The organism is Fodinicola feengrottensis (genome assembly GCF_010993775.1).
Lineage (GTDB): Bacteria > Actinomycetota > Actinomycetes > Mycobacteriales > HKI-0501 > Fodinicola > Fodinicola feengrottensis.
On record NZ_WOTO01000005.1, the window covers coordinates 142842 to 167032 of the forward strand.

34 protein-coding genes and 1 pseudogene are annotated in these 24191 nt (G+C 68.3%); 16 read left to right on the forward strand and 19 right to left on the reverse strand.

All coding sequences use genetic code 11. The features are described from left to right. The first annotated feature begins 142 nt into the window (after positions 1–142). Positions 143–1750 carry a chaperonin GroEL gene (gene groL / locus GNX96_RS06270; RefSeq protein ID WP_163567358.1) on the forward strand — a complete coding sequence of 536 codons (1608 nt, stop codon included), beginning with the start codon at positions 143–145 and terminating at the stop codon, positions 1748–1750. A gap of 54 nt (positions 1751–1804) precedes the next feature. Here groL and GNX96_RS06275 read toward each other — a convergent pair whose 3' ends face one another. Then, positions 1805–2839: an NAD(P)/FAD-dependent oxidoreductase gene (locus tag GNX96_RS06275; protein WP_279579528.1), complete on the reverse strand. Its 1035-nt coding sequence runs from the start codon at positions 2837–2839 to the stop codon at positions 1805–1807. A gap of 197 nt (positions 2840–3036) precedes the next feature. Here GNX96_RS06275 and GNX96_RS06280 point away from each other — a divergent pair, with 197 nt between their 5' ends. Further along, positions 3037–3279, forward strand: a complete 243-nt coding sequence (locus GNX96_RS06280; protein WP_313885586.1) for a winged helix-turn-helix transcriptional regulator — start codon at positions 3037–3039, stop codon at positions 3277–3279. Here GNX96_RS06280 and GNX96_RS06285 read toward each other — a convergent pair. From GNX96_RS06285 to GNX96_RS06305, 6 genes are read right to left on the reverse strand one after another with little or no spacing between them, the layout of a single operon-like run. After that, positions 3276–3929 carry a hypothetical protein gene (locus tag GNX96_RS06285; protein WP_163567360.1) on the reverse strand — a complete coding sequence of 218 codons (654 nt, stop codon included), beginning with the start codon at positions 3927–3929 and terminating at the stop codon, positions 3276–3278. The genes GNX96_RS06280 and GNX96_RS06285 overlap by 4 nt on opposite strands. Positions 3930–3947: 18 nt before the next feature. Further along, positions 3948–4292, reverse strand: coding sequence for a hypothetical protein (locus tag GNX96_RS06290; protein WP_279579529.1), 345 nt, complete (start codon positions 4290–4292; stop codon positions 3948–3950). Then, positions 4195–4986: a hypothetical protein gene (locus tag GNX96_RS06295; protein WP_279579530.1), complete on the reverse strand. Its 792-nt coding sequence runs from the start codon at positions 4984–4986 to the stop codon at positions 4195–4197. Before GNX96_RS06295 ends, GNX96_RS06290 begins: the two co-directional genes overlap by 98 nt. Then, positions 4983–5120: a hypothetical protein gene (locus GNX96_RS49320; protein WP_279579531.1), complete on the reverse strand. Its 138-nt coding sequence runs from the start codon at positions 5118–5120 to the stop codon at positions 4983–4985. Before GNX96_RS49320 ends, GNX96_RS06295 begins: the two co-directional genes overlap by 4 nt. 14 nt (positions 5121–5134) lie before the next feature. Further along, positions 5135–5563 carry a MauE/DoxX family redox-associated membrane protein gene (locus GNX96_RS06300; protein WP_279579532.1) on the reverse strand — a complete coding sequence of 143 codons (429 nt, stop codon included), beginning with the start codon at positions 5561–5563 and terminating at the stop codon, positions 5135–5137. After that, the gene (locus GNX96_RS06305; protein ID WP_163567362.1) at positions 5563–6063 is read right to left on the reverse strand and encodes a twin-arginine translocation signal domain-containing protein; all 501 of its coding nucleotides are present in this window, start codon (positions 6061–6063) and stop codon (positions 5563–5565) included. The genes GNX96_RS06300 and GNX96_RS06305 overlap by 1 nt, the downstream gene beginning before the upstream one ends. A 215-nt stretch (positions 6064–6278) precedes the next feature. On the opposite strand from GNX96_RS06305, the gene GNX96_RS60885 reads away from it, so the two are divergent. The 5 genes and pseudogenes from GNX96_RS60885 to GNX96_RS06315 all read left to right on the forward strand — a co-directional run bounded on the left by GNX96_RS60885 (position 6279) and on the right by GNX96_RS06315 (position 10064). Beyond that, positions 6279–6974, forward strand: coding sequence for a hypothetical protein (locus GNX96_RS60885; RefSeq protein ID WP_313885587.1), 696 nt, complete (start codon positions 6279–6281; stop codon positions 6972–6974). Continuing rightward, positions 6931–8199 (forward strand): thiamine pyrophosphate-dependent enzyme, encoded by a 1269-nt coding sequence (locus tag GNX96_RS60890; RefSeq protein ID WP_313885588.1) that lies wholly within the window; start codon positions 6931–6933, stop codon positions 8197–8199. Before GNX96_RS60885 ends, GNX96_RS60890 begins: the two co-directional genes overlap by 44 nt. A 253-nt stretch (positions 8200–8452) precedes the next feature. Beyond that, positions 8453–9547, forward strand: a complete 1095-nt coding sequence (locus GNX96_RS60895) for a DUF6537 domain-containing protein (protein WP_313885596.1) — start codon at positions 8453–8455, stop codon at positions 9545–9547. Then, positions 9478–9750: pseudogene (locus tag GNX96_RS60900) on the forward strand (DUF6537 domain-containing protein); the annotation flags it as partial. The gene GNX96_RS60895 and the pseudogene GNX96_RS60900, both read left to right, overlap by 70 nt. After that, entirely contained in the window at positions 9741–10064 is a 324-nt protein-coding gene (locus GNX96_RS06315) for a GNAT family N-acetyltransferase (protein WP_163567363.1), read from the forward strand. The pseudogene GNX96_RS60900 and the gene GNX96_RS06315, both read left to right, overlap by 10 nt. Before the next feature lie 154 nt (positions 10065–10218). Here the strand turns inward: GNX96_RS06315 and GNX96_RS06320 are convergent, their stop codons facing one another. Continuing rightward, positions 10219–10398 (reverse strand): hypothetical protein, encoded by a 180-nt coding sequence (locus GNX96_RS06320; protein ID WP_163567364.1) that lies wholly within the window; start codon positions 10396–10398, stop codon positions 10219–10221. Between the two features lie 89 nt (positions 10399–10487). Here GNX96_RS06320 and GNX96_RS06325 point away from each other — a divergent pair, with 89 nt between their 5' ends. Then, positions 10488–11540: a hypothetical protein gene (locus tag GNX96_RS06325; RefSeq protein ID WP_279579533.1), complete on the forward strand. Its 1053-nt coding sequence runs from the start codon at positions 10488–10490 to the stop codon at positions 11538–11540. A gap of 104 nt (positions 11541–11644) precedes the next feature. Beyond that, positions 11645–11779: a hypothetical protein gene (locus GNX96_RS49325; protein ID WP_279579534.1), complete on the forward strand. Its 135-nt coding sequence runs from the start codon at positions 11645–11647 to the stop codon at positions 11777–11779. Between the two features lie 5 nt (positions 11780–11784). Here GNX96_RS49325 and GNX96_RS49330 read toward each other — a convergent pair whose 3' ends face one another. From GNX96_RS49330 to GNX96_RS49340, 3 genes are read right to left on the reverse strand one after another with little or no spacing between them, the layout of a single operon-like run. Continuing rightward, positions 11785–12339 (reverse strand): LLM class flavin-dependent oxidoreductase, encoded by a 555-nt coding sequence (locus GNX96_RS49330; RefSeq protein ID WP_313885597.1) that lies wholly within the window; start codon positions 12337–12339, stop codon positions 11785–11787. Continuing rightward, positions 12257–12529, reverse strand: coding sequence for an LLM class flavin-dependent oxidoreductase (locus GNX96_RS49335; RefSeq protein ID WP_279579535.1), 273 nt, complete (start codon positions 12527–12529; stop codon positions 12257–12259). Before GNX96_RS49335 ends, GNX96_RS49330 begins: the two co-directional genes overlap by 83 nt. Further along, on the reverse strand, positions 12526–12735 hold the full coding sequence (locus GNX96_RS49340) for an LLM class flavin-dependent oxidoreductase (protein WP_279579536.1): 210 nt from the start codon (positions 12733–12735) through the stop codon (positions 12526–12528). The genes GNX96_RS49335 and GNX96_RS49340 overlap by 4 nt, the downstream gene beginning before the upstream one ends. A gap of 90 nt (positions 12736–12825) precedes the next feature. Between GNX96_RS49340 and GNX96_RS06335 the strand changes: the two genes are divergently transcribed. Both GNX96_RS06335 and GNX96_RS06340 read left to right on the forward strand, forming a co-directional pair. Continuing rightward, on the forward strand, positions 12826–13593 hold the full coding sequence (locus GNX96_RS06335; RefSeq protein ID WP_313885598.1) for a helix-turn-helix domain-containing protein: 768 nt from the start codon (positions 12826–12828) through the stop codon (positions 13591–13593). A 150-nt stretch (positions 13594–13743) separates the two neighbouring features. Beyond that, complete coding sequence (locus GNX96_RS06340) at positions 13744–14139, forward strand: hypothetical protein (RefSeq protein WP_163567366.1); 396 nt, start codon at positions 13744–13746, stop codon at positions 14137–14139. Between the two features lie 62 nt (positions 14140–14201). Here GNX96_RS06340 and GNX96_RS06345 read toward each other — a convergent pair whose 3' ends face one another. Beyond that, positions 14202–14831, reverse strand: coding sequence for a LysE family translocator (locus GNX96_RS06345; RefSeq protein WP_163567367.1), 630 nt, complete (start codon positions 14829–14831; stop codon positions 14202–14204). 79 nt (positions 14832–14910) lie between these two features. Between GNX96_RS06345 and GNX96_RS06350 the strand changes: the two genes are divergently transcribed. The 5 genes from GNX96_RS06350 to GNX96_RS49355 are packed head-to-tail and all read left to right on the forward strand — an operon-like array spanning position 14911 to position 17632. Further along, on the forward strand, positions 14911–16002 hold the full coding sequence (locus GNX96_RS06350) for an aldo/keto reductase (RefSeq protein ID WP_279579537.1): 1092 nt from the start codon (positions 14911–14913) through the stop codon (positions 16000–16002). A 44-nt stretch (positions 16003–16046) separates the two neighbouring features. Then, positions 16047–16796: a TrmH family RNA methyltransferase gene (locus GNX96_RS06355; RefSeq protein ID WP_279579538.1), complete on the forward strand. Its 750-nt coding sequence runs from the start codon at positions 16047–16049 to the stop codon at positions 16794–16796. An 11-nt stretch (positions 16797–16807) separates the two neighbouring features. Continuing rightward, positions 16808–17065 carry a hypothetical protein gene (locus tag GNX96_RS49345; protein WP_279579539.1) on the forward strand — a complete coding sequence of 86 codons (258 nt, stop codon included), beginning with the start codon at positions 16808–16810 and terminating at the stop codon, positions 17063–17065. Then, positions 17037–17339 (forward strand): hypothetical protein, encoded by a 303-nt coding sequence (locus GNX96_RS49350; RefSeq protein WP_279579540.1) that lies wholly within the window; start codon positions 17037–17039, stop codon positions 17337–17339. The genes GNX96_RS49345 and GNX96_RS49350 overlap by 29 nt, the downstream gene beginning before the upstream one ends. Next, on the forward strand, positions 17297–17632 hold the full coding sequence (locus tag GNX96_RS49355; RefSeq protein WP_279579541.1) for a GNAT family N-acetyltransferase: 336 nt from the start codon (positions 17297–17299) through the stop codon (positions 17630–17632). The genes GNX96_RS49350 and GNX96_RS49355 overlap by 43 nt, the downstream gene beginning before the upstream one ends. A gap of 51 nt (positions 17633–17683) precedes the next feature. On the opposite strand, the gene GNX96_RS06365 is transcribed toward GNX96_RS49355, so the two are convergent. The 7 genes from GNX96_RS06365 to GNX96_RS06395 all read right to left on the reverse strand — a co-directional run bounded on the left by GNX96_RS06365 (position 17684) and on the right by GNX96_RS06395 (position 24186). Then, positions 17684–18307: a discoidin domain-containing protein gene (locus GNX96_RS06365; RefSeq protein ID WP_163567368.1), complete on the reverse strand. Its 624-nt coding sequence runs from the start codon at positions 18305–18307 to the stop codon at positions 17684–17686. Further along, positions 18259–19020, reverse strand: a complete 762-nt coding sequence (locus GNX96_RS06370; RefSeq protein WP_163567369.1) for a hypothetical protein — start codon at positions 19018–19020, stop codon at positions 18259–18261. Before GNX96_RS06370 ends, GNX96_RS06365 begins: the two co-directional genes overlap by 49 nt. Beyond that, the gene (locus GNX96_RS06375) at positions 19017–19601 is read right to left on the reverse strand and encodes a phage tail protein (protein ID WP_163567370.1); all 585 of its coding nucleotides are present in this window, start codon (positions 19599–19601) and stop codon (positions 19017–19019) included. The genes GNX96_RS06370 and GNX96_RS06375 overlap by 4 nt, the downstream gene beginning before the upstream one ends. Positions 19602–19605: 4 nt before the next feature. Then, positions 19606–20526 (reverse strand): putative baseplate assembly protein, encoded by a 921-nt coding sequence (locus tag GNX96_RS49360; RefSeq protein WP_279579542.1) that lies wholly within the window; start codon positions 20524–20526, stop codon positions 19606–19608. 453 nt (positions 20527–20979) lie between these two features. After that, on the reverse strand, positions 20980–21537 hold the full coding sequence (locus GNX96_RS49365) for a putative baseplate assembly protein (protein ID WP_279579543.1): 558 nt from the start codon (positions 21535–21537) through the stop codon (positions 20980–20982). After that, complete coding sequence (locus tag GNX96_RS06385) at positions 21537–22019, reverse strand: GPW/gp25 family protein (RefSeq protein ID WP_163567371.1); 483 nt, start codon at positions 22017–22019, stop codon at positions 21537–21539. Before GNX96_RS06385 ends, GNX96_RS49365 begins: the two co-directional genes overlap by 1 nt. Positions 22020–22029: 10 nt before the next feature. Then, positions 22030–24186, reverse strand: a complete 2157-nt coding sequence (locus tag GNX96_RS06395; protein ID WP_279579544.1) for a VgrG-related protein — start codon at positions 24184–24186, stop codon at positions 22030–22032. Between the last annotated feature and the right edge of the window lie 5 nt (positions 24187–24191).

The following is a 24191-nucleotide window of genomic DNA, read 5'->3' on the forward strand; positions in this document are numbered from 1 at the left end:
TGTCAGCGGTCTCATGGCGACCACTCTAGCAAGAAAATGCGTGTACGCATTGATGCGTGCACGCAATTTTTGTGTATGGTGGGTGTTGGCACTCGACCGCGGCGAGTGCCAATGCGAAGCCGACCAACGAAGGGGACAGTTGATGACCGCCAAGAAGATCGCGTTCGACGAGGAGGCCCGGCGCGGCCTCGAACGCGGCATGAATATCCTCGCGGACGCGGTGAAGGTGACGCTTGGACCGCGTGGGCGCAACGTCGTACTGGAGAAGAAATGGGGCGCGCCGACCATCACCAACGACGGCGTAAGCATCGCGCGCGAGATCGAGCTTTCCGATCCGTACGAGAAAATCGGTGCCGAGTTGGTGAAGGAGGTGGCCAAGAAGACTGACGACGTGGCTGGCGACGGCACACCCACGGCGACAGTTTTGGCGCAGGCGCTCGTACGTGAAGGCCTGCGCAACGTGGCCGCCGGCGCGAACCCGCTGGGTCTCAAGCGAGGCATCGAAAAAGCCGTCGACGCGGTGACCGCTGAGCTGCTCGCGATGGCTCGGGAGGTCGAAACCCGCGACCAGATCGCCGCCACCGCCTCGATTTCGGCCGCCGACCCGGCCATTGGCGAGCTGATTGCCGAGGCGCTGGACAAAGTCGGCAAGGAGGGCGTCGTCACCGTCGAGGAGAGCAACACTTTCGGGCTGGAGCTGGAACTCACCGAGGGAATGCGCTTCGACAAGGGATATCTGGCCCCGCATTTCGTCACCGACTCCGAGCGGATGGAGGCCGCGCTCGATGACCCGTACGTGCTGGTCACCGACGCGAAGATCTCCACGGTCAAGGATCTGCTGCCACTGCTGGAGAAGGTGATGCAGGCCGGCAAGCCGCTGTTGATCGTGGCCGAGGACGTTGACGGCGAGGCGCTGCCGACCCTGATCGTGAACAAGCTGAAGGGCACTTTCCGTTCTGTCGCGGTGAAAGCCCCCGGTTTCGGCGACCGGCGCAAGGCCATGCTGGCCGATCTCGCGATCCTCACCGGTGGCCAGGTGATCAGCGAGGAAGTCGGGCTGAAGCTGGAGACCGCTGACCTGGCTTTGCTGGGCCGTGCTCGCAAAGCCGTGATCACCAAGGACGAGACCACCATCGTTGACGGCGCCGGCGACACCGCCCAGATTTCCGGTCGGGTGCAACAGATCCGGGCCGAGATCGACCGCAGCGACTCCGACTACGACCGGGAGAAACTCCAGGAAAGACTGGCCAAACTCGCCGGCGGGGTGGCCGTCATCAAGGTCGGCGCGGCCACCGAGGTGGAGTTGAAGGAACGCAAGCACCGCATTGAGGACGCCGTACGCAACGCCAAAGCCGCCGTCGAGGAGGGTGTCGTGGCTGGCGGCGGAGTGGCGCTTTTACAGGCAGCGCAGGCGATCCCGACGGGCCTGGAAGGCGACGAGGCGACCGGTGCGGCGATCGTACGGCTAGCCGTCGAAGCGCCGCTGCGGCAGATCGCGACCAACGCCGGCATGGAAGGTGGTGTCGTATCGGACCGGGTCAAGTCGCTGCCACCCGGCCACGGCCTCAACGCGGCGACCGGTGCGTACGAGGACCTCTTCGCCGCCGGAGTCATCGACCCGGCAAAGGTGACCCGGTCCGCGCTGCGTAACGCGGCATCGATCGCGGCCCTTTTCCTCACCACTGAGGTGGTCGTGGCCGAAATCCCGGACAAGGACGCCGCCGCCGCGGCACCGGAAATGGATTTCTGATGGTCTAGGCGTCGAAGAGGGCGGCCGTTGGCTCTACTCGCAGGTGGCGACCCTTCACCTCGGAAACGACGGTGGGGCCGACGATGTCGGGGGGGAGCCGGGGAACTGGCCGGCGCCGCCGTCGGGGCCGAGGGGCACGGCGATGCCGACGGGGGCTGGTTCGTACGTGGGCAGGTCGCCTTCGCCGGCGATGAGGGCTTGCAGGTGGGCCACCAGGAAAGTGGCTTGGTGGCCGGCGACCGAGGCCATGTTGCGGTCGGCGGCGCTGATGTCGCCGACGGCGAAGACGCGGTCGGTGAGGCGCAGGTATTCGTCGACTCGCAGGTAGCCGTCGGCGTCTCGGGCTTCGGCGAGCGGGCCGCGCAGGTAGTCCGACCGCGGGGTGACCCCGAAGGCGCGGAACCAGATGTCGGCGGTGAGCTTCTGGCCGTCTTCGGTGGCGACCGCGATGGGTGCGGCGGTGGCGGGTGGGGCGGCTGGCAGTTCGGTTAGTCGTACGCCCAAACGGAGGTCGATGCCGAGGGCGGTCACCTGGTCGCGGAGCTCGTCACGCAGTGCCTGATGGAACGGGCCGGGCAGGATGTCGTTGGCCCCGTCGGCGATGGTGAGGTGTTTGTCCGGAAAGTACGCCTTGATTTCGCCGGCCAGCTCCAGGCCGGTCGGCCCGGCGCCGATGATCAGCACCCGTCCGGCTTCTCGCAGCGCCTGGTGTGCATCGCGGAACTGCGCGTGCGCGGTGGTGGTGTCCGGCTCGTTGCTCTTGGCCGGGAACGGGTAGCCCGAACCGGTGGCCAGCACCAGGTAGTCCGGCTCCAACACCGCACCGGAACCGAGCGTCACCCGCCGACCCTCGACCGCGGTGGCGCGGTCCTGAATGAACCGACCCTGCTTCAGAAGTCGTTCGTACGGCAGGAAAATCTTGTCCAGCCATGGCGGGTCGACGAGCGCGCGCAATGCGGCGACATTGTGTACGAACGCGTCGGTCGGGTCGACGAGGGTCACGTCGGCGACCTCGTCGAGAGCCTTGGCCACCTTGATCCCGGCATAGCCGCCGCCCAACACGACGATGCTCGGCCTGTTCTCGGTCAACTGCTGCCTCCATACTCGTCATTCAAAAGTGCCAACGCCAAGACTAGCAGCTAGGAATTTCGAAGTGACAGCGATCGAGCTAGTATCTTTTCTGTGGACGTGGAACAGCCCGTGCATCCGCCGGTCGCGTGTACGCGCGCCGACATTGAGCTTTCGCGCGCGTTCAGTGTCCTCGGCAGCGTTGGAGTGGGGTCGTTTTGGGCTGCCTTATGGCCGGCCCGGCCGGCTTTCGTGAGCTGTCGCGGGCCATCGACGGGGTCAGTGACTCGGTGCTGTCCGACCGGCTGTCGGACCTCGCGGGCATGGGGCTGATCACCCGCAAGGTCGCCGAGGGCCCGCCGGTGTCGGTGTCGTACGAGCTGACCGATCACGGCCTGGCGCTGATCCCGATCATGCGACAGCTCTCCATCTGGGCGTACGAGCACCTGCCGCCGGGTTAGAACATACGGTTCACGATCAGGGCGAGCACGGCGACCATCACCACGAGGTTGATCGCCTGCGGGACCCACAACCGGCGGGACAGCGCGACCGCGATCCAGTGCGGCTCGTGGATCGTGCCGTCGGCCAGCGGTGGTCGCCAGCGCGGCAGAACGGTGGCGGCCGCGAGCGGGGCCGCGAAGCCGATCCCGTACGCGACTCCGGTCCAGACCGGGGCGAGTTGCAGCAGCGCGAGGCCAGGGTGGCCCAGGTGGCCGCCGAGATCCGGAAGGTCGTCACGGTCAGACCGGTGTCCAGGCCCCACAGCAGTGGGCCGCGTACCGGGCCGTACTTGTAAATCAGGTTTTTTTTTCGGGGTCTGCCGGCGCCAACTCAGCCGGCACACGGTCTTTCCCCGCAGTGCCGCGATTTCGAAGCCGCACAGCACCAGAACCAGCGCGACCGCACCGAGAAGCCGGAAGGTCGAGGGCACCAGGGGCACTCCGACAGCGGCGCCAATTCCCAGCGTCAGGGCGAAAATCACTGCGGCGGACAGCAGGAAACCTGTCGCCAGCGCACCGATCGGGCGCAGCCAGAAGCCGTGCCGCTGGGGTCCTCCCTGCCCGAGGGAGGTCGCCGGTCCGGCCACCGGGCGTACCAGTGGCCGGATCATTCCGACGAAAGAAGTGCCTCAGGGGCTGAAAAGCTGCGCGAATCCGGCGGTCATCGCCAGCACGGCGACGGCTGCGACCAGCGCGTCGTAGCAGGCGTTGTCATCCCACCAGATCGAGCAGTAGAAGGTGCCGCTCCAGCACGTACTCGTGGACGTCGTGCATTCGCCGCACCAGATTGGCCGGCTGCCGGCCACGCAGCCCCAATACTGCTGCCGGGTGTAGCCGCCGGGGCAGCCCCAGTTCCAGCAGCTGCCGGCACACTTGTTACATCTGGCGAGGTGGCAGCACGGCGAGCCCTGGCAGTCGGCGGCGGCCGGCTCGGCGGTCGCCAGTACGCCCGCGAGCCCGCCGACCAGGGCCATTCCGCCGGCGCCGAGCATGCCCAGTACCCCCCGCCCCGCGCGCGTTCTCGCGGACCACCTTGGCGGGCGACTCGATGGTTTTGGTGATCGTCTGCTCGGTCATGGGTGGTCCTTCCTCGATGCCGCGGAAACCAACGGAAGTTCTGCTCCAGGTGGTGCTTCGACAGTCGGGTCGCCGCGCAGCGTGCGCAGCGTTTCGGTGAGCTGCCGGGTGGAGGGCACGGTGGCGGCTCTCGGACGATCCGGCCGTCCAGCACGACGATCGCGGGGGGGTCAGTGTCACCCCGACCGAAGCGCTGATCTCTCGGCTGTGATCCACCGTGACTTTTTCTTGCTCCAGCGGATAGTTGACCTTGATTTCGGAGTCCTTGCGCGGGTTGGCCGGGTCGAGCACCACCCACAGGTCGGCCGGGAACTGGCTGCCGAGTGAGGTGGCGATGGTCCGGCAGGTCGCGCACTTGTCGGACAGGAACAGCACGAGGCCGGCGTCGACGGTGTCCAGTGCGGCGGGCAGCCCGTACGCGCTTGGCCGCGCACCTACTGCGGCGCTCACGTCAACCTTCAGCGGCCGGTCGATCAGGCCGCTCAGGTCACGAAGCTGGGCGATGTCGCGGTACATCTCGACCTGGGATCCCAGCAGCACGAACAGCAGGGCTCCGAGGATGACGACCGCGACGGACAGGGCAATGGTCATTCGGTGACTCCGTCCGTGGGGCTGGTGTCGAAAATCGGCCGCTGAACGACCGATGCCTCGGCGATGGCCGTGCGGTCTCCGGCCGCGGACCGCCACGCTCGTACGACCGCGGCGCCGCGGACCGCGCCGAGCACGACCACCACAGCGGCTAGGTATTGCACGCCGTCTTGCCAGGTCCAGGCCACTGGTTGCCATTGAAGCAAGGCAGCGGCGGCGAGCCACCCGGGCAACAGGGCGACCTGCCGCCAGCCGAGTGTGCCGCCGCCGTCGCGCCGAGGCACGAGCAGGCGACCGGCCGTCCGAGCCGCAGCGCAAGACCGCCAGCGGCCGCGAAAATGATGCCCAGGGCCGCCAGCGCGACCCGCGGCCACGATTGGTCAGGCAGCAGCACGAGGCCGGCGGCCGTCGCCAGCTCGGCCGTCGGCATCGCGTACGCGGCCATCCACACTGCTGGGACCGGCAGGCCCAGAGCCGTGAGAGTGATCCGGAAATCCTCGTTCGTCCGTACCTTTTCCAAGCCTGCCCAGGTAAGAACGCCGGCGGTCGCGATCGTGACCAGGATCGACAGGAGTGCCACTAGAACGTCGTCGGCCGCAGGGCCACGCAAGCGAGCGTGGTGTCGCGGCTGTTCTCGATGACGTACGCCTCGTATTTCGGGCCGCGCACGTTCTGGTCGCCGACGGCGGCGCTCTGTTGGATGGTCTGCGGCCGGAGCTCGATCGCGGCGGAGGAAACCCGGACCTGCCCGGAACTCCTTTGTACGCTGCCGACAAGCCTGGTGACCAGCGGAAACGCCGTGTTGGGCGTGGTGCTCGCGGCGCCGCTGACGAGCACCAGGTCGCCGGGGCGCAGCTGCCACCCGGCCGGGAAGCCGTGGACAGCGACGGTTTCGGTGCTGCCATTGGCGGAAACCTGCGCCTTGTTTCCGGTGTGTTGGACGACGCTCATGATCTTGGCGTGACCGGGCACGGCCGCCGGGGTGGCGTGGGCCGATTCGGTGAAGACCAGGGTGCCGACGACGCCGGCCCCGAGTGCTGCTGATCCGGTGAGGAGATGGCGACGGGAGATCTTGGCCATGGTGGCTCCGATCGCGAGAAGGAAGGTGGGAAAAGCATTACCAGTGACGAAGATCACCTACAAGGCCCTGGTGGTTTATCGCTAAAAACGTTACCGAGCTGTGCCACCCGCGTTTCATTGTCCGGAACGCCCGGCACGTCCTGGGCACGCGTGCCGGTGAGGTGGGTGATTTCCCAGGTTAGGGTGCAGGGAGATGGTCCAAACGGAGGTGTGGGGTGGCTGGACGCCTGCTGGACGAGCGGTATTCGCGGACCGACGGGTTGGTCTACCTGACCGGAGTCCAGGCGTTGGTGCGGTTACCGCTGGACGTACGCCGAGCGGACGCGCGCGCTGACCGGAACACGGCGGCTTTCGTCTCCGGGTACGAAGGGTCCCCGCTCGCCGGCTATGACTTGGAGTTACAGCGGCAGGGCCGGTTGCTGGCCGAGCAGCAGGTGGTCTTCCAGCCGGGCGTCAACGAGGAGCTGGCGGCCACCGCGGTGCTGGGCAGCCAGGTCGCCGGCACCGTCGAAGGCCTGAAATTTGCCGGGGTCACCGGCTATTGGTACGGCAAGGCGCCGGGCCTGGACCGGGCCGGCGACGCGCTTCGGCACGCAAACCTGATCGGAGCGCACCCCGACGGCGGCGCGCTGGCGCTGGTCGGCGACGACGCGGTGGCGAAGTCGTCGACCGTGCCGAGCAGCTCGGAGATGGCGCTGGCCGACCTGGGCATGCCGGTGCTGTCGCCGGCCGATCCGCAGGGCGTGCTCGACCTCGGCCAGCACGCGGTCGCGATGTCCCGGGTCAGCGGCCTGTGGGTGGCGGTCAAGGTGGCCACCAACGTGGCCGACGGCTCGGGCCACCGCGCAGGTCCACCCGGACCGGATCGTGCCGGTCATCCCGGACCTGGAGATCGACGGCAAGCCGTATAGGCACCAGCCGGACGGTCGCTTGGTCAGGCCGTTCCTGGATGGGTTGGAGGCGACTCTTTTCGGCGCCCGCCTGGAGTTGGCCCGCCGATACGCGGTGGCCAACGACCTCAACCGCATCACCGTTCGTACGGCCGATGATGACCGGGTCGGTCTGGTGGCCGCTGGCAAGACATATCTCGATCTGCGGCAGGCGCTGCGCCAACTCGGCCTGGACGACGCCGAGCTGGGCCGCCGGGGCGTCCGGCTGCTGGAACTGGGCATGGTGCACCCGCTCGAGCCGTCCATTGTGGACTCGTTCGCCGCCGGGCTGGCCGAGATCGTGGTGGTGGAAGAGAAACGGTCGTTCATCGAGGCCGCGGTCAAGGACCGGTTGTACGGTCGGGCCGGCGCGCCGCTGGTCACCGGGAAGGTCACCCCGGATGGTCAGGTCATGTTGGCGCGGTCCGGTGAACTGGACCCGGACATCATCGCCCAGGCGATCGCTGGCCGGCTGCTCGCGCACGGCGACTTTCCGTCCGTACGAGCGTGGCTCGACCGGGCGAAGCCGCGCCGGAAGCGGATTTCGTTGCCACTGCTGGCGCGTACGCCGTTCTACTGTTCTGGCTGCCCGCACAACACCTCCACCAGGGCGCCGGAGGGCTCCTTGGTCGGGGCCGGCATCGGCTGCCATGCGATGGTTTTGTTGATGGACCACGACGGCCCGGCCGGCTCCAGCCGTTTTGGCGAGATCGTTGGCGTCACCCAGATGGGCGGCGAGGGCGCGCAGTGGATCGGGATGGCGCCTTTCCTGGAGCGCCAACACCTTCTGCAGAATCTCGGCGACGGCACCTTCCACCACTCGGGCAGCCTCGCCCTGCGGGCCACCGTGGCCGCGCGGGTGAATGTCACGTACAAACTGCTCTACAACTCCGCGGTCGCGATGACCGGTGGCCAGCAGGCGATCGGCCTGCGGTCGGTGCCGGAGATCACCCGGATGTTGCTCGCCGAGGGTGTCAAACGGATCATTATCAGCACAGGGGAGCCAAAAGACTACCGACGAGTCGCGCTGCCCCGGACGGTGTCCAGGTGTGGCGCCGGGGGAGCGGATCGCGCAGGCGCAGGAGACTCTCGCCGCGGTGCCGGGCGTCACGGTTCTGATCCACGACCAGGAATGCGCGACCGAGCTGCGCCGCAAACGCAAACGCGGGTTGGCGCCGGAGCCGAGCACTCGGGTGATGATCAATGAGCGCGTTTGTGAGGGCTGTGGCGACTGCGGGGACAAGTCGAACTGCATGTCCGTGCAACCAGTGGAGACCGAGTTCGGCCGGAAAACCCAGATCCACCAACCGTCCTGCAACAAGGACTATTCGTGTCTGGCCGGCGACTGCCCGTCCTTCCTGACCGTGGAACCCGGTGCTCGTACGGCAAAACCGGTCGCACCTGACCTCGCCGACTCGCTCCCGGAGCCGGTTTTGCAGGTGCCCGAGGAAAACTTCAGCATGCGGATCACCGGGGTGGGCGGCACTGGTGTGGTCACCCTCTCCCAGGTGCTCGGTGCCGCCGCGGTGATCGCCGGCCGGCACGTCCGTGGCCTGGATCAGCTCGGGTTGGCGCAGAAGGGCGGCGCGGTCGTCTCGGACCTGAAAATCAGCCGCGAACCGGTCCAGGTCGCGCACAAACTGGCCGCCGGCGAATGCGATCTCTACCTCGGCGCGGACCTGCTGGTCGCCGCGGACGCGCGAAACCTGGCCGCCGCTGGTCCACAAAGGACGGTCGCGGTGGTGTCGACCACCCGCGTACCGACCGGAAAAATGATCCTCGACACGGCCACCTCCTTCCCCGATCCGGATGGCGTGCTGGCCCGGATCGGGGAGGCCAGCAGAGCCGGCAGTGGCGTTTTCGTGGACGCCCGTGGGCTCGCCGAGTCGCTGTTCGGCGACGACCAGTTCGCCAACATTCTGTTGATTGGCGCCGCTTTCCAGGCGGGTTGCCTGCCTCTTCCAGCGTCCGCGCTCGAAGAAGCGATCGCCCTCAATGGCGTTAAGGTGGAAGCCAACCTGCAGGCCTTCCGGCGCGGCCGGCAGGCGGTTGCCGACCCGGCCGCGTTGCGGGTCACAGTGGATTCGCTGAACCCAACGGAATCCGTTTCGGCCGCGGCGCTGACTTTGTCCGAGATCCTGGCGATCCGGGTACCAGAGCTGGCCTCGTATCAGAATGCGGCCTACGCACAGTCCTATGTGGACTTCGTGGAAAAGGTACGCAAGGCCGAGGAACCGACCGGCTCGACCGAGCTGACCGAGACGGTCGCCCGGCAACTTTTCAAGCTGATGGCGTACAAAGACGAGTACGAGGTGGCCCGCCTGTCGCTGGATCCGGCAGTGGACCGGGACGTGAAGGCACGTTTTGGTGCGGGCGCTCGGTACGTGTACAAACTGCACCCACCCATCCTGCGGGCCCTTGGCATGAAACGGAAAATCAGCCTCGGCGCCACCGCGAAGCCGGCTTTCACCGTGCTGCGGGCAATGCGCAGGCTTCGCGGCACCCCGCTCGACGTTTTCGGCTATGCACACGTACGAAAGTGGAGCGCGAGCTGATCACCGAGTATCGCCAGGCCGTCCAGGAGTCGCTGCAGCACCTCGGCTCAGGCGGGCACCCGGTCGCGGTCGAGATCGCCGCCCTGCCGGACCTGATCCGCGGCTACGAACACATCAAGCTGGCCAACGTCGAGCGCTATCGCGCCCGGCTCGCCGAGCTGCGGACCCGGCTAGAGGCGAGTGAGGAGATGTCGTGGAAATAAAGGTTGTCGACAACCCTGCGAAGAGTCGTTTCGAGGCGTACGACGGAGATAGCCTCGCCGGCTTCGCGCAATATGTGCTGGCCGGCGACCGGATCACCTTCACCCACACTCAGGTGGAGTCGGCCTTCGGCGGCAAAGGCGTCGGAGGCCAACTCGCTCGTACGGCCCTGGACGCGGCCCGCGAGCGGGGCCTCGGGGTGCTGCCGGACTGCCCGTTCATCCGCGGCTGGATCGCCAAACACCCCGACTACGTCGACCTGGTGCCGGCCGGCGAGCGGGGACGCTTACCAGCTCTGAGCGCCTTATTCGGTTGACGGGGCGCGTGTCGGGCAAGAGTGTGGTGCCGATGACTGACGAACCGCCTTCCGACGTACGCGCCGCTTTTGGGGTTTCCGGGGTGGCCCGGCGGCTGCCAGGCGGTGGCGGCAACTGCTGGCAGATCGGCGACGTGCTCCTCAAGCCCGGCCATCACCCAGTGGTCGGAGCGTGGCAGGCCAGCGTGTTCGCCAACCTGACTGGCCCCGGTTTTCGGGTGCCCCGGCCGATTCGGTCCGCCGACGGGTCGTGGATCGTGGACAGCTGGGCGGCCTGGACCAGGGTCGCCGGCGAGCCGGCGCCGCTGGCCCGATGGCCTGCGCTGGTCGCCACCCCGCCGCGCCTTTCACGCTGCCCTGGACGGTGTCGCGGCACCGCGCTGGCTGGGCCGCGGGCGCAACCGGTGGGCCGTCGCCGACCGGGTGGCCTGGGGCGAGACGACCGTAGAGGTGGCACCGGAGCTCGCGGAGCTGGTGACCGCTCTGCAGGACGCGGAACACCCGATTGGTCTGCCCAGCCAGCTGGTGCACGGAGACATCGCCGGCAACGTCTTGTTCGCGGCCGAGCAGCCGCCGGCGGTGATCGATTTTTCGCCGTACTGGCGGCCGGCCGGCTTCGCGCTGGCAGTTGCGGCAGTGGACCTGCTGGTCTGGTCGCAGGCGCCGGCGGCGATTCTGGACGAGCTGGCCGACGAGCCCGGCATCGACCAGTTGTTGTTGCGTGCGCTGGTTTACCGGCTGGTCACCGAGTCGCTCGGCGGGCCGGATCCGGAGTCCCGGGAGGCGGTCCGGCGGGCCAACGAGCCTGTGGTCGACTTGTTGCTTTCCCGGCTGTCCGGCCGGCCGCCGACCACGGTTTTGCTGACCGACAAAGACCTCCGCGACCTCGCTGGAGGCGCGCTGGGTGCGGAACTCACCAGGCTGCGGCCGGTGACTGGCGGACACACCGGGGCGGTATGTCGCATCGCGGACCGTGCCGGGGGTGGCTCGGTGTTCGTCAAGGCAGCCAACCCGGCCGCCCGTACGGAGCTCAACGCTGAGCTGGACGTGTACGAATCGTTGGGAAGCAGGCCATATCTGCCGCGCGTGCTGGCGACCTCCCGCGAGCCGGTTCCGCTGCTCGCACTGGAAAGCCTGTCGCCGCAGGGATGGGTGCGTGCCTGGACTCCCGATCTGGTCGACGCGACGGAAAAAAAACTGCTCGACCAGGTGCACAGCTCGCCGGCGTCAACGAAAATTCCGCGACTGCGCGCGGCGGTCAATCCGTGGGACGTGATCGCGGCGGACCCACAACGCTTGCTGCGCCTGGACATTTGCTCCTCCGGGTGGCTGGATGCCCATCTCGGCGCAGTGCGGGCCGCCGCGCAGGACGCGCCGGTCGAGGGTGACCAGCTGATCCACCGGGACGTACGCGCGGCCAACCTCTGGGCGGATGCTGGCCGTCTCGTGCTGGTCGACTGGGCGTCAGCGCGATAGGGGATCCGTGGCTCGACCGCCATCTCTGGCTGGTCGCTCTGCATGCCGAGGGCGGCCCGCCGCCGGAGAGTCGCCAAGGGCCTCACGCGGCCGGCCACGCCGCATTGATTGCCGGCCAGCAGCCGCTGCTCACGCCGGCCCGGGAGAGCAATCCGGCATTGTTCGACCTGCGGCGGCAGCGGCTGGCGGTCGCACTGGCGTGGTCGGCGCGATTACTGTCCCTACCGAGTTTTTCCTGACGGAATCAGAGCGGCAGGGCGGCGATGGGTTCCAACTGTTCCCATTGCGCTTTCACGTCAAGCGCGCCGATCCGGCAGACCAGGTGGCGGGCGCCGGCGTCGACGTACGGCCGCAACTGTGCCACGATCTCGTCCGGTGATCCGGTCACCGCGAGCTGGATCGTCCCGATGACGGCCAGCGGCCTGCCGTAGTTTTTGAGGCAGTACTGGTCCAGTGTCCGCAGCCCACGTTCCCGGTCCTCGTCCACCAGGACAGTGACAAACAATGCGGGCGTGACGTCATCGGCGAGGCGCCCGGCCTCGCTGGCCGCTGTTCGTACGGCCGCGAGCCCGGTGCGGTAGTCGGCCGGATCGGGCGGATAGGGGAGCCACCCGTCATAAAGCCGTCCAGTCCGGCGTACCGCGGCCGGGGTCGCGCCACCGAGCCACAGCGGCGGCCCACCAGGGGTGGCCGAGGTGAGCCCGGCGGGCAGATCATCAAAATGCAGGACTCTGCCGGCAAAATCCGGGCGGCCGGCACCGGACCACAGCTGCCGCCAGAGCCGTACGGTGTCGTCCAGCTGGGAAAAAACGGGTCCGCCACCTCACGTCGGAGACCGCGAACTCCGGTTCGGACCGGCCCGGAAAGCCGGCGCCGACCGCGAGCACCAGCCGGTCGCCGCCGGACAGTAGGTCGATGGACGCGATGGTCTGCGCTGCCTGGACTGGCCGCCGCAGCGCGGGAAGCAGCGCCGCGGTGCCGAGCGTCACCCGCTCGTCGTCGCTGGGGCCAGCGCCGCCAGCAACGTCAGCGCCTCGATGCCCGGATTGATCAGGGTGTCGTTGGACCAGACCGAGTCGAACCCGATTTTTTCCGCCTCCTGAGCGAAAGAGACCAGCTGGCGGGCGTCAGAAAGGTCGGTCCACTGGGCCTGCCGGGTCGGCAGCACGATACCTGTGCGCAAGTCGTTCGTCATGCCGGGAAGCCTGCCGCCGCGGCGGAATGCCGGCAATTCCCGGCAGGGAATGGTCAGCAGGCCCGGCCGGGGCTACAACTGGGGAATGGAATTTTTCCGCGGGCGCTCCGGTCACGGCGTACCGACCGCCGGGTGAGCCAGTTGGAGCTGGCCCTCCGGGCCGGCACGACCCAGCGGCATGTGAGCTTCATGGAAAGCGGCCGGTCGATGCCCGGCCGCGGCATGGTCGTACGGCTGGCCGAGTCGCTCCAGTTGCCGCTGCGGGACCGCAACGAGCTCCTGCTGGCCGCCGGTTTCGCACCCGTCTACCCGCAGACCGACCTCGACGACCCGCGCCTCGCCGCCGTACGGACCGCGCTCGACCACGTGCTGGCCGGCCACCTGCCCTATCCGGCGATCGTGGTGGACCGCTATGGCGGCATTGTCGCGACGAACAAAGCATTCAGCGTACTGACCGAAGGCGTCGCACCGGCATTGCTGGAAAAACCGGCGAACGCTTACCGAATCGCGTTGCACCCCAACGGAATGGCACCGCGGATCGTCAACTTCGCCGAGTGGGCCAGGCACGTCGTGGAACGCCTCGACCAGGCCAGCGTCCACGACCCGGACGGGCGAATGGCGGAGCTGGTTGCCGAACTTCGGCCGTACGTGCCGAGTCTGCCCATCACCGCGGACCATCTCGGTTTCGCGGTGCCGCTGCGGCTGCGATCCGGCGACCACGAGCTGCGGCTGATGACCACCGTCACGACCTTCGCCACCGCCGTGGATGTCACCATCGCGGAGCTGAAACTGGAGATTCCATTCCTGCCCGCCGACGAAACCACCGCCACTTTTCTGGCTGGCGTGAACAAGCCATAGCCATGGGTCAGAGTGGGTCTGGACCCCCCCCTTGGGGGTCCAGACGGATTCCGTGTCGACCTCGTTCTTCCTAGCGTTGTCACTACAACAACGACTTGAGGAGAAACGAAATGTTCAACACCACGATCGAGGTCGACGACTCCCGGACCCGTGAGACTTTTGACACCCGTCAAGAAGTCCATCACGCTGTACGGCGTGGTCAGCGCGATCGTCCTTGGCGCGGCCGCGGCGCTTACCTTCTTCGTGGACCAGCCAGCGAGCGCTTTCATGCGGATCCGCGGCGGCATTCTGCTCGCGGTCGCGCCGCTGCTGGTCCACTGGGCGAGCCAAGCCGCTCAGGACAACCAAAAGAGCTTTGAGCGACTGCGGACCGTGACCTCGATCATGCCGATCGCCGTCATCGGCGTCGATCTGATCCCCGGCATGTGCCCGACCGGGTACGCCGCCGTCATGCAGGGCATCAGCGTCCTGCCGCTGATCGGGGTCGCCGTGATGGTCCGCGGTCCACAGCTGCGCGCTGCGTTCGGCAAGACCAAGAAGGCATAGGGCATCCACCCGAAATCTGCGGCTGTGACAGGACAGCCGCCCGCTCACCGAAGCCCGCTCCGTCAGCCGCTTTGGAGGGCGAGTTTGAGGCCGAGGCCGACCAGCACGCCGGCGGTCACTCGGTCCAGGATGCGGCGGAAACGGGCCTGGCGCAGGATCGTACGGGCACGGTCGCCGACCACCGCGAGCACCGGATACCAGGCGGCGCACAGACCGAGGTGAATGCCGACCAGCAGTGCCGCCCAGCCGGTGTTGTTTCCGGTGGTGGGCAGGAACTGCGGCAACAGGCTGATGAAAAAGACGCCAACCTTGGGGTTCAGCACGTTGGTGACGATGCCGCGGCGAAGCGCCCGCAGCGGGCGCAGCGGCTGATCGGCGGCATCGTCCACTGTGGACTTGCCGGCCCGGAAAGACTTGTAGAGAGCCGAGACGCCCATCCAGATCAAATAGCCGGCGCCGCCGATGCGGACCGCGTCGTACGCCACCGGGGAAGCGGTCAGCAGGGCGGTGAGACCAGCCACACTCGCGGCTGCCCACAGGGCCGTGCCGGCCAGCGTGCCGGCGATGGTGGCCAGGCCGGCGCGGATGCCGCCGGCCACGCTGTGCCGGATGACCAGCATCGAGTCCAGTCCCGGCGTGAGCACCAGCAGCAGGGTCGTACCAGCGAAAGCCAGCAGCGCGGCGAGGGTCATGAATCGCATCGTCGCACGACGGGAGTGGGAAGGGACACCGTATTCTGCGTGGCCAGCCGGCACGCCGTACGGTGGATTTATGCGCTATCGACAACTGGGAAACTCTGGCCTTCGCGTTTCCACCCTGACGATGGGGACGATGACCTTTGGTGGCAAGGGCGGGTTTTCCGCGATCGGGCAGACCGATGCTGCGGAAGCCAGCCGGGTCGACCAGTATCTGGCCGCCGGCGGCAACCTGATCGACACCGCGAACATGTACTCCAGCGGTGTTTCCGAGGAATATGTAGGAAAAGCGATCGCCGGCAAGCGGGATGCGGTGTTGGTCGCCAGCAAAGTCCGGTTCGCGATGGGCCGTGGGGCCAATGACGTGGGGCTGTCCCGGCACCACATCATCAACCAGGCCGAGGCGAGCCTGACCCGGCTCGGCACCGACCACCTCGACCTTTACCAGCTGCACGAGTGGGACGGCGTCACGCCGCTGGAGGAGACGCTGGCCGCGCTCGACCATCTCGTCACCAGCGGCAAGGTGCGGTACGTGGGTGCCTCCAACTACTCCGGATGGCACCTGCTCAAGGCGTTGGGCGTCTCAGAGCGGCACGGTTGGGCGCGGTTTGTCAGCGAACAGATCCACTACACCCTGCAGTGCCGGGAGGCCGAGTACGAGCTGGTGCCGGCCGCCGTCGACCAGGGCCTGGGCATCCTGGTGTGGAGCCCGCTGGCCGGCGGGCTGCTGTCCGGCAAATACCGCCGCGACACCCAGCCGTCGCAGGGCCGTCACCTGGGCGACTGGGGTGAGCCGCCGGTGCCGGACGAGAACGCGCTCTACGACATCGTCGACGTGCTGGTCGAGGTCGGCGAGGCGCACCAGGTCTCGGCCGCCCAGGTGGCGATCGCCTGGCTGCTGACCCGGCCGGCGGTGTCGTCGGTGATCATCGCGCGCGCGTACGGCCGAACAGCTCGCCGACAACCTCGCGGCCGCCGACCTCGACCTCAGCGCGGCCGAGGTGGACCGCTTGGAGCGGGTCAGCCGGCCGCGGCTGCTTTATCCGTACTGGCACCAGCTCGGCATCGCGCAGTCCGACCGGTCCGCCTCCCCGGACGGCTTCCACCGGCTTGGCCCGGCCGACCTGACCCTGATCGGCCCGCACTTGAGCTGACCCTGGGATGCTGACCCGATGACCTCAGACGAGTCGCCGAGGGGACCGGTTCCTGACGGTGTACGGGCGCAAGCCGGTGATCGAGGCGCTTCGCGACCAGCGGCTGACGGTCGACAAGGTGCTGCTCGCGCAGCAGGCCCGCGGCGAGTCGGTGACCGACATCCTGGCCGCCGCCAAGGCCGCCAACGTGCCCGTACGCAGGGTGGACGCGGACCGGATCAAGCGGCTCGCGGGCAACGGCAAGCAGGATCAGGGCGTGCTGGCGGACGTGCTGGCACCAAAGATGCGGACGCTCGCGGCGGCGCTGAACGAGAGCTACCGCGAGCAGCCGCGCAAGCTGCTGCTGCTCGACGGGATCACCACGCCGGCCAACGTCGGCATGATCATCCGGGCCGCCACCGCGGCCGGCATCGACGGGATCATCATCCCGCGGCACGGGGTCGCGAGCCTGGGTCCCCTGGTGGTGAAGGCCTCCGCCGGCATCGTTTTCCGGGCACCTCTGCTGCGCTGCGGCAGCGCGGTGGAGGCCGCCGAAAGCCTGACCGAGGCCGGGTACGTGCTGGTCGGTCTGGACTCCGACGGCGCCGAGTCGCTGTTCCACGCCGAGTTCGGGGAGCGGATGGTTTTCGTGCTGGGCGGCGAAACGCACGGCCTCGGCGCGGAGGTTCGGCCGTACGTGGGCCGCTGGGTGCGGATCCCGATGGCCGGCGACGTTGAGTCGCTGAACGTGTCGACCGCCGCCGCGGTGGTCAGTTTCGAGCTGCTGCGCCGGGAAAAAGGTGCTGCGCCGCAGGTCAACGTGGGTTAGCGTCGACCGCGATGACTACCACTGACCTCTTCGTCGAGCTTGAGAATTTCTACGACGCGGTGCCCCGGCAGCAGGCGACTGTCGAGGTGCATGGTGGGCTGGCCCTGTTCGTGCAGCGGGACGAGGGCGCGTATCCGCTCTACGCCCGGCCGGTGCTCGGCGCGTCGCCGACCCGTGCGGACCTCGATGTCGTACGAGCGAGGCAGCGCGCGCTCGGTGTGCCGGAGGCTTTTCGAGTGGGTGCACCAGACCACTCCGGGCCTGCTTGACCTCGCCGAGGCCGCTGGGCTGGCTGTCCTGCGGGCCCCGCTGATGGTCTGCGAGCCGGAGCGTTTGTCAGACCTGGCGCCGAAAAAAAACGCGACCATCCGGTTGCTTGACGCGGCCGATCCAGCGGTCCAGGACGACCTCGTACAGCTGCGGGCCGCGCTTGGTGTCGCTTTTGGCAACCCCGGCACCGAAACCGGCGCGGCTGGTACGCCGCCGAGCGCGACGAAGCAGTGCCCGATGGTCGTCGTACGAGCCAGACCGACCTCGAGTTGATGGCCGCCGGCCTGCGCGTTCACGTGCTGGCCGAAAGTGCGACCGAGGGTGTGTTGGGCGGCGGTGCCACCCAACGAGCGGGGGAGGTTGCCGAGGTGGTCGGCGTCGGTACGCTGCCGGCCGCCCGTCGGCGCGGGCTGGCCGCCGCGGTCACCGCGGCACTGGCCCGGCAGGCGTACCAAACCGGTGCCCGGCTGGTGTTCCTGTCCGCCGGCAGCGAGGAAATCGCCCGCGTCTACGCGACCGTGGGATTCCGCCGGATCGGCACCGCCTGCATCGCCGAACCCGCCTGACGCAACAAAAACTGGGCACCTCCCATCGGGAGATGCCCAGTTCTCGTCTTGCTACCGACCCGGTTGCCGGGAGTTGTCCTGATAGAAATTGATCTCGTTCATGGCGATCGGTTTGTCATCGTTGGCCGAAATAGGATCGACGATGGTGAATCTGATACTCGCGATGTTGTTACCGGTGACCGAGAACTGTTGGATGATCTGGGTATCGGTCAAGTTGATCGTCTTGTCGGTTGAGTTTCCGCTTTGGTCCTTGACTGTCACCGTGAGGATGCCGATGCGGCCACCGGCCTTGTACGCGGCAATTTGCTGCGATTCTCCGTTGGCGATGGAGATCTGCAGCAGTCGCCCGATGGGCGGGTTGAAGTCCATCTGGACCCACTCGCCGCGACCGAGGTTCGCACTCTTCTGGGGTGCCCAGAAGGTGTTGGCGCCACCGTCGACCGCCATCTTCGGACCGTTCGTCGCCGAGTAGCTCGACGATGCTGTCCAAGTCACCGGGGACACCGTTGACTTGGTGGCGAAGCGGTCGCGGGCGAGGTTGACGCCCTCCACGATGGCCGGCCGGGCCGGTCCGAAGCCGACGATCAGCAGAGCGATGATGATCACCAGGATGACGATCGGCCGGATCAGGTGCAGGGGCTGGCGGACCCGGTTGTGCCGGGTGCCGGCCTCCACGGTCCGGTCGCCGCCGCCGAACAGCCGGCGCCAGAAACCGACCCGTTCCGGTGGCGGGGGGCCACGTTGTCCACTGTGGACGTGCCGCAGGTCCGGCAGAACTGGCGATCCGGCGGGTTGCCGGTGCCACACACCCGGCAGGGGATCTCACCAGGCGCGACGCCTGGCTGTGGGGTGCTCGAGGAAGCGGGCCGGCGGCGCCGCCGGGTCTGCTCGTCCGAGGGCTGCCGGCCCGCCCCGGCTGCTGGGCCTGCGGGCCGGCAGCGGGACGCGCCGCTGGCTGCGGATACGGCTGGTACGGCTGCGGCGGCGCTGGTGGCTGCTGCGGATACGGCTGATAGCCGCCAGCCGACGGGGCGGTCGGCGGAGGCGGATAACCGCCCGGAGGCGGCGGCGGCGGGTGTGGGGGGCGGCGGTGGCATCGTCGGCGTGGTGCCGGACAGGCCACGGCTTGGCCGGTTCAGCATCTCCCGCGGCACGTTGATCACCGTGGTCGGCTGGATCGGCGGCCGCTCGCCCGGTGGCGCACCGGGAACGGCCGGCGCCCCAGCGCCCGGCGCGGTGCCCTGGTCAGGCTGCGTACGGTCCAGCAGGTGCACCGGGACCGGCCCGGTCGGCACCGCCTGGCCGTCCCATTCGAGGAAGGAGCTGCAGTTCGCGCAGAAGCGAGCTTCGTTCTCGTTCTGCTCTCCGCAGGTCTTGCATACGATCATCCAGAAGCACCCTCAGTGCTCGTGCCGCCGCTCTGCGGCTGGCTTGACGACAACACCTCGACCCGGACCGCAACGTGCGCCGGGATCGTCTCGATAACCGCTGACTTTAGTCGGCGGAGGTCAATCTTGTCCGGATCCGGCACTTTTACCCGTACGATCGCCTGCGCCGGCGACGAGCCGGGCAAAGCCGAGCCGGCCGTCTCGGAGATCGACACCCCGCCGGAGTCGGCGATCTCCACCTGACCACCGGTCAGCAGCTTGGTAATCGTAGACAGGCCGTGTGCGGTGCCCCGCCACCGGTGTAGCTGGACCGCGTGGGTGACCAGGGTCCGGCGCTGGGCCGGGCTCCATCCCTCGTCCAGCCGCAGTGCCACCCACTCGGACAGCCAGTCCAGGAAGTCCGGCGGCGCGAGCCGCGGGTCGATGTACATGGCGAAACAGTCGAGCACCGAGAACACCGGCGCGAGAACCGCGTCCAGCGCGTCGGTGATCCGCTGGGTGAACTCGTCCTCCAGATAGACGGCCGGCAGCTGCGCCCCGATCGGGTACGCGCTGGGCAGTTCCTGGACCGCGTCACGCATCGCGTCACCGCACCCGGATCTGGTGCCGGTACGAGAAGACCAGCCCGTTCGCGGCCAGGTCGATACGCTGCTGCGGGTCGCCGCGGTCGCCGGTCACCGGATCGGCGGCGAACAGCTGGACGCCTTCCACCAGCTCCACCCCGCGCAGCCGCTGCAGCACCGCGAAGACCTCGCCGGCCTGGACGGGCCGACCGAACGGCCAGCCGCGGCCGTCGGCGCCGCCGGTGATCGGGTTGAAGTACGTGTCGAGCGTACGAATGGCGCGGGCCCGCAGCGCGTCCGCGGACGCTCGCGTGGTCGCCGTCAGCTGCGCCACCACCGTCACGCCCTGGTAGAACGGCGGCTCGACGGCCACTCGGGCGCCGACGCAGCGCCGGCCGGACAGGTGCGCGCCGATCCGGGTCAGCAGCTCGTTGCTGGGTTTGAGGTCGGCGAAGCGCAGGTCCGTGGTGTCCCCGACGGCTGGTACGACGAGCACCCGGACGGCGGTGCCGGCCTCCTCGACCGGTACACAGCGGATCCGGGCCGCGTCCGGCGCGGCCTCGATCGCCAGCGCCTCGTAGTCCTCGGCGGTGACGGCCCGGTCTTTCGTACGCAGCAACAAAGGTCCGCGAATGGCGGCGTCCTCGACGGACTCGGCGTCCACTCCGCCAATCGCCGGCCGCCGGTTGATGACACTGCTCACGAACGGGATCGGCTCACGCTGGACCTGCAGCATGCCGCGGGCCACGTTGCCGTCCCGGCCGCCACCCGTACGGTATTCGGGCACCCGGATGACCGAGCTCTTGGGCGGCACCGCGCCGTAATGCACCATGCCGCCGTCCGGCTGCCGGATCGCTGGCCCGAACATCAGCTCGCCGCCGACCGGGTCGAGGGTGAAGTGCCGGTCGGTGGCCTTGGACTCGGCGAAGGACGTGACCTGCACACTCCTGCCAGCCCTCCGGCCCGGAGACCTCGGCGGTCATCGGGCCCTCCGGGGCCACCAGTGGCTGCCGGCCAAAGGTGAACCGCTGGCCGGACGTGCCGTTGGACTCGCCGAGCACCTCGTTCACGATGATGTCCGCGTGCGCGGCGGCGGCCGTACCACCGATGGTGCTGACCGACGCGCTGAACAGCTTGGGCGGCTTGGAATAGAACCGCTGGCCTTCCTCGGCCTCCAGTACGCGACAGCGCAGCCAGCCGGCGCGGGCCCGGCCGACCACCGACGGGGTGTGCGTCGAAGGCACGTGCAGGACGATGTCGCCGGGCTTGTTGAACCCGCCAGTGGTGTCCCAGTCGATTTCGCAGACCGTCCAGCCCTGGCCGTTCCACGCCTCCCAGATCCACGGTGGGTCCCGCGGGTCGACGCCGACGCCCTCGGCCTGCGCCTCCACCCGGATCAGCACCGCGCAACTGGGCACCGCGTTGGACAGCCCGAACATCCACCCGTGTCGCCGACCTGCGGGACCGGTGAGAAGACCGGGATCGAGCCGGAGTCGGCGAGCTCGTCAGTGCGGTCCACTGGCGTGTTGCCGGGCGCGGCCAACGCCAACCGGACCAGGCTGCTGGGCACGATGTCCAGCTTCTTGGTCACGGTGAAGACGACGGAGTCCTCGATTTCGGTGCGTACGCTGGAAACCTGCGTACCGACCGGCACCCGGATGGGGTTCTCCTGGGCGGCTGAGAGCCAGAAGGTCACGTCGCCGACGGCCGCGGTCGGCGGGAAGGGCTGCACGCCAATCAGGTCCAGGAACTTCAGATAGTGCAGGTCCGGCACCCGGTTCAGCCGGTAGAGCAGCTGGTCGACCATGAAGGCGAAGGTCTCGATCAGCGTGACACCCGGGTCCGACACGTTGTGGTCGGTCCACTCCGGGCAGCGCTGCTGCACCATCCGCTTCGCTTCGTCGACAAGGTCCTGGAACCGGCGGTCATCCAGGTTGGGGGTGGGCAGCGCCATCACGCGTCTCCCTTGCTGAGCGCCACCGCGTCGGTGGCGGCGGCGATCTCGGCCGGGCGCTGCTCGGCCGCGATGCCGTCCGGTCCGTCGTGGGCGGGAATGGTGTAGAAGGGGAAAACCAGGTTGCGTGGGTCGTTGCTGTCCCGCAGCCGGTAGCGGATGTCGATCAGCAGCATGCCCTCGTCGACCCGGTCGAAGCTGACGACCACGTCGTCCAGCAGGATCCGCGGCTCCCACCGGTCGAGTGAGACCCGTACCTCGTACGCGATCTGCCCGGCGGTCGCCGCGTCCGCCGGGGCGAACACCAGGTCGTGGATGTTGCAGCCAAAAGCCGGCCGCATCGGGCGCTCGCCCGGCATCGTCGCGAGGATCAGCCGGATCGCCTCGGCCACCTCGCGGTCGCCGGCGACCAGCGCCATCGAACCGGTCGCGTCGGTGTGCAGCGGGAAGGCCCAGCCGGCGCCAATGAACTCGTGTCGCATGTCAGGCCCCTCAGCCGATCATCACGGTCGGGCAGCCTGGCGGCAGGATCGGCGCGCCACAGCCGGACATGTCGCCGACCCGTGCCGCCGGTTTGCCGCCGATGAGCACGGTCGGGCAGCACGGCGGAATGAGCGGGGTCGGCGGGTGCACCGCCGGTGGCGGGAACGCACACGTGTGCAGATCGCCCATGACGGACGCCGGCATACCGCCGATCAGCACCGTCGGCACCCCAGGTCCGGTGACGACGCCTGGATGCGGGGTGAGATCCCCGACTCGCGCCGCTGGTGGCATGGCTTTTTCTCTTTCTCGCTGGGAAATATGGGTTGACGGACCTAGTTGATCTTGACCATGGCGCCCTTGACGGTGAGCATCGCGCCGGCCGAGACCTCGCCGGTGGCGGTGCCAGCGACCTTCATGGTGGCGCCCTCCAGGCTGGCCGGGCCGGTGGCTTTCATCTTGATCGCGGCGTTGGCGTCCACCTGTACGTCGGTGGTCGACGTCCGTGACCTTCTGGCCCTTCATCTCCAACGGACCGGTACCGGAGTCGATCTTGATGCCGTTCTTCGCGGTGATCGCGATCGACTTGCTGCTGGTGACCTCGATGTTCTGGTTCTTGTGGTCGAGCTTGATCAGCAGCTTGTCGTCGCCGGTGGACAGCAGGATCGCGTCCACGTCCGATTTGTCGATCAGCTCCAGCCGATGGTGCGTACGCGACACCAGGGCCCGGACGCCGACCTGCCCGGCCGCGCTGTCCACCGGGTCGGTCGCGAGCTTGGGCATCGCGTCCTTGCCGTTGTAGAGGCCGCCGAGCACGTACGGGTAGTCGAAGTCGCCGTTCTCGAAGTCCACCAGCACCTCGTCGCCGACCTCCGGCAGGAACACCGAGCCGTACGTGTTGCCGCCGGTGGCCTGGACCGTACGAGCCCAGCCACTGGTGTAGTCGTCGGACAGCCACGGATAGGTCACCTTGACCCGGCCGACCTTGTCCGGGTCCTTGATGTCGCTGACGATCGCCGGCACCGGCCCGGTGACGCCGTTCGCGCCGCCGCCAGCGCCCGAGGTCAGGCCGTAGAACGACCGGTCCTCGCGGTGCGACACGGTGAAGGCGGTGGTGTAGCCGACCTCCGGGCTGAACAGGTGCCTCGTACTCGTGAGGGTGTATTTGCCGGCGAACTGCGCCGCCACGTTGCCCAGTGACACGGCCTCGCCGGCCCGCAGCTTGGGGTTGCCCTTGGCGACGCCCTCCAGCAGCTCGGCGCACGCGTTGCCGAACTGCGCGGCCATCGCGTCCGAGCTGGCCTTGACCAGGCCGTGGTTGCGCAGTGCCGGGTTGGCGGACAGCATCGGCGGGCTGCCGACCTTGCCGGCCAGCGCCACCGGATCCAGCCCGGAGACCTCGGTGCCGGCCAACTTGGGAGGCGCCTGCTGGGTGACCGCCTGCTTCGTCTTGGGGTCCCAGCCACGCGCCTCCACCTGGGGCACCTGCTCGGCGGCGGTGATGGTGGCCCGGATCGAGTCGAGGTTGCGGCCGAGCTCCAGCACCAGCGGGTTGGTGGTCGACTTCGCGGTCTTGTCGGGCGCGTCACTGGGCGGCTCGGGCAGCTTGAAGGTCAGCTTCCCGTCCGTCACGGTGTATTGCGCGCCGACCAGGTCGGCCAGTCGCTGCAGGAACTCGGCGTCGTTGATGTTGTCCTGGGTGACCTGTGAGTTCGGGTCGCCGCCGAACCCGCTCACCGGGTCGATCTTGCCGACCGGGATCTGGGCCCGGCTGGCGACCTTGTTGACGATGTCGCTGAGGGTCATGTTCGGGTACGCGACGACCCGGCGCCCTCGGGTCAGCCGGTGCGCTTTGTCGAAGCCGCGGACCTCGGTGAAGGTGCCGGTGACGTCCGCGTCCAGTTCGATCGCGGTGCACTCGCCGTCGAACAGCGGCAGCGGGCCGCTCGGGTCGGCGGTCTGCACCGAGAGCTTGATCGGCACGCCGATCTGGAACTTGCCCTTCTGCAGCACCAGTTGGTCCTGGTCGCGAAAGCGCAGCACGAACAGGTCCGGCACGTTGCGGCTGTCGTCCACGTACGCCATCACCATCATGCTGGCCACGTCGGCCGGCAGCTTGGCGCCGTTGACCTCGACGACCAGCGCGTTGGCGAAACTTTCGTTAGCCACGGCCA